The sequence below is a fragment of the Pseudothioclava alba genome, assembly GCF_033100795.1.
Taxonomy (GTDB): Bacteria; Pseudomonadota; Alphaproteobacteria; order Rhodobacterales; family Rhodobacteraceae; genus Pseudothioclava.
Genome location: NZ_JAWLVI010000020.1, coordinates 1 through 606, shown reverse-complemented (window position 1 = coordinate 606; position 606 = coordinate 1). Strand labels below are relative to the sequence as shown.

1 pseudogene is annotated in these 606 nt (G+C 60.7%); it reads left to right on the top strand.

What is annotated here, in order from left to right:
* Nucleotides 1–554, top strand: a pseudogene (locus RYZ20_RS15815) (ferredoxin reductase domain-containing protein); the annotation flags it as partial.
* Nucleotides 555–606: the final 52 nt, after the last annotated feature.

Below are 606 nucleotides of genomic sequence, written 5' to 3'. Positions count from 1 at the left end.
TGACCTCGCGGCTGCAGCACATCCAGGTGGGCGAGGAAATCATCCTGCGCCCGAAACCTGTGGGCACGCTGGTGGTGGACGCTCTTTTGCCCGGAAAACGGGTATGGTTCCTGGCTACCGGCACTGGGATTGCGCCCTTTGCCAGCCTGATGCGAGACCCGGAAGTCTATGAAAAGTTTGACGAAGTCGTGATGATGCACACCTGCCGCACGGTCGAGGAACTGGAATACGGCCGCCGTCTGGTCGAGGATCTGAAGAACGACGAGCTGATCGGCGAGATGGTCGAGGGGAAGCTGAAATACTACCCCACGACGACCCGCGAAGAGAGCCCGCACATGGGCCGGATCACCGATAATCTGGCGTCCGGCAAGGTGTTCGAAGACCTTGGCATCGCGCCGATGGACGCCGCGCACGACCGCGCGATGGTCTGCGGCTCGCTCGCGTTCAACAAGGATGTGATGGCGGTGCTGGAAGGCTTTGGCCTGCGCGAGGGGGCAAACTCCGAGCCGCGCGAATATGTCGTCGAAAAAGCCTTCGTCGGTGACGGCGTTTAAGATCGCCGACCCAAAACAAAAGCCGCCCCGAAGGGCGGCTTTTTCATTTCAG